At 50.7% G+C, this 8,070-nt stretch carries 8 protein-coding genes; all 8 read left to right on the top strand.

Annotation, left to right across the window (positions count from 1 at the left end):
- Positions 1-335: helix-hairpin-helix domain-containing protein (locus ACWA6V_RS13290; protein WP_449522941.1), on the top strand; the 335-nt coding region annotated here is incomplete at its 5' end.
- Between the two features lie 60 nt (positions 336-395).
- Positions 396-3,164 (top strand): translation initiation factor IF-2, encoded by a 2,769-nt coding sequence (gene infB, locus ACWA6V_RS13285; protein WP_449522940.1) that lies wholly within the window; start codon positions 396-398, stop codon positions 3,162-3,164.
- A gap of 95 nt (positions 3,165-3,259) precedes the next feature.
- Positions 3,260-3,679 carry a 30S ribosome-binding factor RbfA gene (gene rbfA / locus ACWA6V_RS13280; RefSeq protein ID WP_310067442.1) on the top strand — a complete coding sequence of 140 codons (420 nt, stop codon included), beginning with the start codon at positions 3,260-3,262 and terminating at the stop codon, positions 3,677-3,679.
- The gene (gene truB, locus ACWA6V_RS13275) at positions 3,679-4,668 is read left to right on the top strand and encodes a tRNA pseudouridine(55) synthase TruB (protein ID WP_449522939.1); all 990 of its coding nucleotides are present in this window, start codon (positions 3,679-3,681) and stop codon (positions 4,666-4,668) included. The genes rbfA and truB overlap by 1 nt, the downstream gene beginning before the upstream one ends.
- Positions 4,669-4,838: 170 nt before the next feature.
- Positions 4,839-5,108, top strand: coding sequence for a 30S ribosomal protein S15 (gene rpsO, locus ACWA6V_RS13270; protein WP_310067437.1), 270 nt, complete (start codon positions 4,839-4,841; stop codon positions 5,106-5,108).
- 220 nt (positions 5,109-5,328) lie between these two features.
- Positions 5,329-7,452 (top strand): polyribonucleotide nucleotidyltransferase, encoded by a 2,124-nt coding sequence (gene pnp / locus ACWA6V_RS13265; RefSeq protein ID WP_449522938.1) that lies wholly within the window; start codon positions 5,329-5,331, stop codon positions 7,450-7,452.
- A 148-nt stretch (positions 7,453-7,600) separates the two neighbouring features.
- Entirely contained in the window at positions 7,601-7,783 is a 183-nt protein-coding gene (locus tag ACWA6V_RS13260) for a type II toxin-antitoxin system HicA family toxin (protein WP_449522937.1), read from the top strand.
- A gap of 68 nt (positions 7,784-7,851) precedes the next feature.
- Positions 7,852-8,070: type II toxin-antitoxin system HicB family antitoxin (locus ACWA6V_RS13255; RefSeq protein WP_449522936.1), on the top strand; the 219-nt coding region annotated here is incomplete at its 3' end.

Below are 8,070 nucleotides of genomic sequence, written 5' to 3'. Positions count from 1 at the left end.
TTGAAGAAGTTGCTTACGTTCCGCTCGAAGAAATGTTGGCAATTGATGGCTTTGATGAAGATGTTGCTGAAGAATTGCGTGCACGTGCGAAAGATGCACTCTTGACGCAAGCATTGGCAACGGAAGAGCGTATCGAAGGTGTTGCGCCTGCAGAAGATTTGTTAAATATGGAAGGTATGGATGATACGTTGGCTGCAAATCTTGCGCGTCGCGGCATTGTCACCATGGAAGATTTGGCCGAGCAATCGATTGATGAATTGTTGGAAATTGAAGGTGTTGATGCGACTCGTGCCGCCGCACTGATTATGAAAGCGCGCGAGCCCTGGTTTGCCTGAGTGTGAGCCACTCTAGTGAGCGAAACCCTGTAGGCAACGAACAATCCCTGAGGAAAAACAATGGCAGAAGTAACCGTTAACGAACTCGCCAAATCAATAGGCGCACCAGTCGAGCGTTTGCTAAAGCAAATGAACGAGGCTGGTCTGCAGCACAAAAGCGCCGAGGCGAAAGTTTCTGACGATGAGAAACAGCGCTTGCTCAATTTCTTAAAGAGCAGTCATGGCGAAGCCGCGCTGGAACCTAAAAAAATCACTTTGCAACGCAAAACTACCACCACCATTAAAACCGGTACGGGTAATGCACGTAAAACGGTAAATGTTGAAGTGCGTAAAAAGCGCACCTACGTGAAGCGTGAGGACGAAGTGGGCGAATCCGCCGTTGCAGAGCATGAACCAGATTTCGAGCAGGAAATTGAAGTGACACCTGAGCCGGTAGTCGCTGAGGTAGTGCTTGCGCCTGAACCTGTTGTAGCCGCAGTGCCGCAAGTTGAAGTGGCAGTGGATGAGGTTGTTGCTGCAGATGTACCAGCTGCTGAAGCCCACTCCCACCGCATCTCCTTTACCGATGGTATTGAAGAGAAGCGCCGTGCGGCAATTGAGCGCCGTCAAGCTGAAGAGGCTGCACGGTTAGCTGAAGTGAAAGCGCGCGATGATGCCAAGCGTGCCGCTGAAGAAGCGCGCCGCAATCCGGTACGCACGGAAAAACCAGCAGAGAAACCCGCTGCCCAAGCGCCGGCGAAAACGGCTCGTCCTGATGCACGCGGTCCTGCCAAAGGTAAGCCTGCGGTGGCAGTTATTGCTCCGCCAGCGGATAAAGAAGATACCAAGCATGGTGGCCACGGCCACAAGAAAAACCATAAGCGCGATGACGACGATACAGAAGATTCTGATCGCAACAAGCGCGGTGCAGGCAAGGCGGTTAAGAAAGGTGCACCGTCCAAAAAGAATCCAAAAATTGAATTGCTGGATTTTGTTGCTGAAGATGGTGAAGACAGTGATGTATTAGCTCGTCGCAGTCATTTGCGTGCGAGTCACAAAAAACACAACAAGCATGCGTTTAAAAAGCCAACCACCAAAATCGTCCATGAAGTGAATGTACCCGAGACGATTGCCGTATCAGAACTGGCGCAGCGCCTCACGGTTAAAGTAGGTGAAGTGATCAAGCGCTTGATGAAGATGGGCGTGATGGCATCGATGAACGAATCTATCGATCAGGATACTGCGGTGTTGCTGGTTGAAGAGATGGGCCATCAGGCAGTGCTCGTTAGCGAAAACGATATCGAACATGCACTGGAACGATCGCTGGAAACCGAAGGTGATCTGGTACAGCGCGCGCCGGTTGTGACTGTTATGGGTCACGTTGACCATGGTAAGACCTCACTGCTTGATTACATCCGCGAAGCCAAAGTGGCAGCGGGTGAAGCCGGTGGTATTACCCAGCATATCGGTGCTTATCGTGTATCGACTTCACGTGGTGAAATCACTTTCCTTGATACCCCTGGCCACGCCGCGTTTACCGCTATGCGTGCCCGTGGTGCCAAGGCGACTGACGTGGTGATTCTGGTAGTAGCAGCGGACGATGGCGTAATGCCACAAACGGAAGAAGCAATTCTTCACGCCCGCGCTGCCGGTGTGCCTATCGTTGTTGCCATCAACAAGTGTGATAAGCCATCTGCTGATCCGGATCGTGTAACCAATGAATTGGTAGTTAAGGGTGTTATCCCTGAAAACTACGGTGGCGATACCCAGTTTATTCAGGTATCCGCCCATACTGGTCAAGGCATTGATGAGCTGCTCGAAGCTATCTCGCTGCAAGCCGAAGTCCTGGAGTTGCATGCTGTACCAAGTGCAGCGGCCAAAGGTGTAGTGATTGAAGCGCGTGTCGATAAAGGCCGCGGTACTGTTGCTACCATCCTTGTGCAACAAGGTACTTTGAAGCAGGGCGATTTGATCCTTGCCGGTCAAAGCTACGGTCGTGTACGTGCGATGAGCAACGAGCGCGGTCAACAAGTGACTGAAGCTGGTCCATCTACCCCGGTTGAAATTCTGGGTCTGGATACCGCCCCAAGCGCCGGTGACGATTTTGTGGTGCTGACTGACGAGCGTAAAGCCCGTGAAGTTGCCCAGTTCCGTGCCGAGAAAGAGCGTAAAGAGAAGCTTGCGCGCTTCCAAGCCTCCAAGCTGGAGAACATGTTCTCCAACATGGAAGCGGGCCAGAAGAAAAATCTTACTGTGGTGGTTAAGGCCGATGTGGGCGGTTCAGTTGAAGCGATTATGGCGTCACTCAATGACATCGGTAACGATGAAGTGCAAGTGAATATTATCTCTTCCGGTATCGGCGGTATTACTGAAAATGATGTGAATCTGGCAATTACCTCCGGTGCCATCATTGTCGGCTTTAACGTGCGTGCCGACAGCACTACCCGCCGTATGGCGGAGTCTGAAGGTGTTGATATTCGCTACTACAGCATCATTTATCAATTGCTGGACGAAGTGAAAGCAGCGCTCAGCGGTATGCTTGATCCAGAGCGTGTTGAGACGATTGTTGGTATCGCCAACGTACGTGAAGTGTTCAATTCACCGAAGTTCGGCCAGGTTGCTGGTTGTATGGTGATTGAAGGTACCGTATCGCGTAACAAGCCGATCCGTGTACTGCGCGACAACGTGGTGATCTTCACCGGTGAACTCGAATCCCTGCGTCGTTTCAAAGATGACGTGAGCGAAGTCCGCAACGGTTTCGAGTGTGGTATCGGCGTGAAGAACTACGACGTTAAAGTCGGCGATCAGATCGAAGTCTACGAAGTGAAAGAGGTAGCGCGCCAGCTCTAAGCCGGTCGCAACACCTGCGCCCCACCCCTGTCATGGGGGTGGGGCTTTGTTATTTTTGTCTGCCCGGTTCGGGGCAAACCAGAGGTTAGTGGCGCATGCCAAGAGAATTTACCCGTTCAGACCGCGTCTCCGATGCCATCCAGCGTTTGCTGGGGCAGGTGATCCCCAATGAAATCCGCGATCCGCGCATTGGCCTAGTCAACATCAATGAAGTTACCGTCACCCGCGATATGGCTTACGCCAAAGTCTATGTGACTTTTGTTGGCGTTGACGATGAAAAAGACAGTATTGCTGCCGCCTCGATCCTGAATAAGGCGAGCGGTTTCCTGCGTACTTTTTTAGCGAAAGAATTGAGCATGCGCACTGTGCCCAAGCTGCAATTTATCTACGACAAAACCTCGGTTAAAGGCCAGCATCTATCGACTTTGATTGAGCGTGCATTAAAAGAAGACAGTCTGCATCAGCACGACGATGAACCTTCTCCCGAAGATGATTCCAAGGGCGAGCAGCACTGATGGCGCGTAGAAAAGGCCGTCCTGTTGACGGTGTATTGTTGTTGCACAAACCCGCCGGTATGACTTCCAATCACGCGCTGCAACGCGCCAAGCGATTGTTTTTTGTGGAAAAAGCTGGCCATACCGGTGCGCTTGATCCTTTGGCAACCGGCGTACTGCCACTGTGCTTTGGCGAAGCGACCAAATTCTCGCAATTTTTGCTCGATGCCGATAAAGGCTACCGCACTTGTATTCGTTTGGGTGCTACTACCGATACCTGCGATGCCGATGGTGAGATCCTCGAGCAAAAATCCACTGCCGGTATTACCCTTGCGCAAGTCGAAGCGGCGCTCAAGCCATTGATTGGCGATATCTTGCAAGTCCCGCCCATGTATTCTGCGTTGAAACTCAACGGCCAGCCGCTGTACAAGATGGCGCGTCAAGGCGTTGAAGTGGAGCGCGCACCGCGTCCGGTGACGATTCACAGTATCAATATTCTCGCCTTTCGCGCGGGCGATGAGGCCGAAGTGGAGCTGGATATTCGCTGCACTAAAGGCACCTATATCCGTTCGATTGCGGTGGATCTTGGTGTGGCTTTGGGCTGTGGTGGTCATGTCAAAACCCTGCATCGCTCTCATGCCGGTCTGTTTAACGAGAGCCAGTGCATTACGCTTGAGGAACTGCAGGCGCGTTTTGATGAGCGGCAGGCAGCGGCAGGTGACGAAGCGGGCTATGCTGCATTGGATTCCTACCTGCTCAGTGCCGATGCGCCAGTTGCCAGCCTGCCAGCCGTAGACTTGCCTGCCAATAGCGCCCATTACTTCCGTTTGGGCAACCCGGTGATGGTGTCCAAGGTCTATCGATTTGGCGAGCAAGGTGCTATTGTGCGCGTCTTTTGTGCAGAAACCGAACAATCGCCCCGCGGGTTTCTCGGTTTGGGCAGTATCACCGATGAAGGTGGCGTAGCCCCTAAACGAATTTTGGCGAATCGCTCCTCTAACGAACAGTAAGAGGCGAGCAATAAGCCGCAAGAATTTACCCGTAAGCTATGCTTGCCCGGGTAAAAAGCCGCGGATGACATCCATTGTTCTTCAGGAACTGGATAATCACCGCAACAACCCACCTGTAAATATGCACGGGCGGGCTGTAATTGAATCGCATATTAATTGAGGAAAACATCATGGCACTGAGTGCTTCTGAAAAAGCTGCAATCGTAAACGAATACAAACAAGCAGAAGGCGACACTGGCTCGCCCGAAGTCCAAGTAGCGTTGTTGACTGTTAACATCAACAAACTGCAAGGCCACTTCGCTGACCACAAGGCAGATCACCATTCACGTCGCGGCCTGATCCGTATGGTAAACGCGCGTCGTAAATTGTTGGACTACCTGAAAGGTAAAGACTCTTCTCGTTACGTTGCTCTGATTCAAAAATTAGGTCTGCGCCGTTAAGTTTGTCCAGTGCCCGCTCTGCGGGCACTTTTATTTTGTAATGCTGTTGTTTGAATCTAACAAGCAATTATGGAATTGCGCTGATGAGAGTAAAAATTAGCGCCCGGGCAGGATGCACAGTTCGTACTGATTTTTTATTGATATGAATGAAAAGAGCAAACTTAAATAGACGCGTAACAATTAACGCAATTGATTTTTAGTGAATATAAAGGATAAAAGAGTGAATCCGATTATTAAGAAGTTTCAATACGGCAATCAAACCGTAACCCTCGAAACTGGCCGCATTGCCCGTCAGGCAACCGGTGCAGTACTGGTAACTATGGGTGAAGTATCTGTGCTCTGTACTGTTGTAGGTGCCAAGCAGGCATCACCAGGCCAGGATTTCTTCCCACTGTCTGTGCACTACCAAGAAAAAAGTTATGCCGCTGGCCGTATCCCCGGTGGTTATTTGAAGCGTGAAGGCCGTCCTTCAGAAAAAGAAACCCTGACTTCGCGTTTGATCGATCGTCCAATTCGTCCGCTGTTCCCTGAAGGTTTCCTCAACGAAGTACAAGTGGTTTGTACTGTTGTATCTACCGACAAACAATACGATCCCGATATCGTTGCCATGATTGGCACGTCTGCAGCGTTGGCTGTTTCAGGTATTCCTTTCAATGGTCCTATCGGTGGCGCTCGTGTTGCCTACACCCAGGAAGAAGGTTACATCCTCAACCCAAGCTTCAAACAACTCGAAACCTCCGAGTTGGACATGGTCGTTGCCGGTACTAAAGATGCCGTGTTGATGGTGGAATCTGAAGCGAAAGAATTGCCTGAAGACATTATGCTCGGCGCAGTACTTTATGCTCACCAGGAACTGCAAGCAGTTGTACAAGCCTGTGCCGAATTGGCACGCGATGCTGGCAAGCCGCGTTGGGATTGGCAACCAGTTGCTGCAAAAACCGCGCTGACTGATGCATTGGTAAAAAACTTTGGCGAATCAATCGGCATGGCTTACCGCATCACCGATAAAGCAAAACGCTACGACCGTCTGGGCGAGTTGCGCAATCAAGCGGTTGCTGAATTGGCGACTGAAGCTACCGGTTTCTCTAGCGATGAAGTGAAAGCCGAATTCGGCATGGTTGAATACCGTTTGGTGCGTTCGCGCATCGTAGCGGGCGAGCCCCGTATCGATGGCCGCGACAATAAAACCGTTCGTCCAATTCAAGTGGAAGTTGGCGTATTGGGCAAAGCGCACGGCTCTGCATTGTTCACCCGTGGTGAGACTCAAGCGCTCGTAGTAGCGACTCTGGGTAACGCGCGCGATGCACAAATTATCGATTTCCTCGAAGGTTCCAAAAAAGACGCATTCATGCTGCACTACAACTTCCCACCTTTCTCGGTAGGTGAGTGTGGTCGTATGGGTGCCACTGGTCGTCGCGAAATCGGCCACGGCCGTCTGGCGCGTCGCGGTGTTACTGCAGTTCTGCCAAAAGAATCTGATTTCCCGTACACCCTGCGTGTAGTGAGTGAAATTACTGAATCTAATGGTTCAAGTTCAATGGCTTCTGTGTGCGGTGCGAGCCTGGCGTTGATGGATGCCGGTGTTCCACTCAAATCACCTGTTGCAGGTATCGCAATGGGCTTGGTAAAAGAAGCTAACGGCTTTGCGGTATTGACAGACATCCTCGGCGACGAAGATCACCTCGGCGATATGGACTTTAAGGTAGCCGGTACCACCAGCGGTGTAACTGCACTGCAAATGGATATCAAAATCGAAGGTATCACCGAAGAGATTATGGAAATCGCACTGGAGCAAGCTCTGGCCGCGCGTTTACACATTCTCGCCGAGATGAACAAAGTGCTCGCCAAATCACGTTCAGTGGTTAGCGAAAACGCACCGCGTTTTGAAACCATCAAAATTCATCCGGACAAGATCCGCGACATCATCGGTAAAGGCGGCGCGACTATTCGTGCAATCACCGAAGAGACTCAATCTTCAATCGATATTGATGATGACGGCACCGTTAAAATTTACGCCGACAACAACGACGCACTGCAAGCAGCGATCCTGCGCGTGATGGGCATTGTTGCTGAAGCGGAAATCGGTGCAATCTACGAAGGCACTGTAGTGCGCATCGTAGACTTCGGCGCATTCGTCAACTTCCTGCCGGGCAAAGACGGTTTGGTTCACATCTCTCAAATCGCCGACGAGCGCGTAAACAGCGTGAGCGATTATTTGAAAGAAGGCCAAGTTGTAAAAGTAAAATGCCTCGACGTAGACCAACGCGGCCGCATCAAACTCTCAATCAAAGAAGCTTTGGCTGAAGAGTCAGGTGCAGCACCAGCGGAAGTAACTGAAGAGTAATTTTTCTCTGCGCTGAACTAAAAAACGCTCGCCTCGAAAGAGGCGGGCGTTTTTGTTTGCGTGGTTTGCATTGGTGGGGTTATTGGGGTTATTATCTGTAGGCTTGACTAGGGATATGGACTTAGAAAATTAAGATAGGAACCTGGAATTGACGAGCGCAGAACTGATCAAGCTGATTGAAATCGAAGGCTGGTATTTGGCGAGAACCAAAGGCAGCCACCATCACTTCAAGCACCCCGAAAGGGCCGGGACGATTACTGTTCCCCACCCCAAAAAAGCATTGGGAATCGGCTTGGTAAGGGAAATAAAAAAACAAGCAGGGCTCTTGTGAAAATGATTTATTCGCAAAAGATCAAAAATAGTTCCTCAGTATTTATCCGGTAAAAATAGGTATTACATATGTTGTATCCAATAGTGATTGAGCCCGGATATGAAAACCGCGCATTTGGCGTTGTAGTGCCCGATATTCCAGGATGCTTTTCCGCAGGGGACACCTTTGAAGAAGCGGTAATGAATGCACGCGAGGCGATCGAAGGGCATTTGGAAATTCTCTGCGAAGATGGCTTGGATATTCCGCAGGCAAGTGATGTGCAATCACATTTAAATAATCAAGATTAC

The sequence above is a fragment of the Cellvibrio sp. genome, from assembly GCF_053579595.1.
Note: the sequence above shows the minus strand (reverse complement) of the source record. Positions and strands in the feature narration are given on the sequence as shown.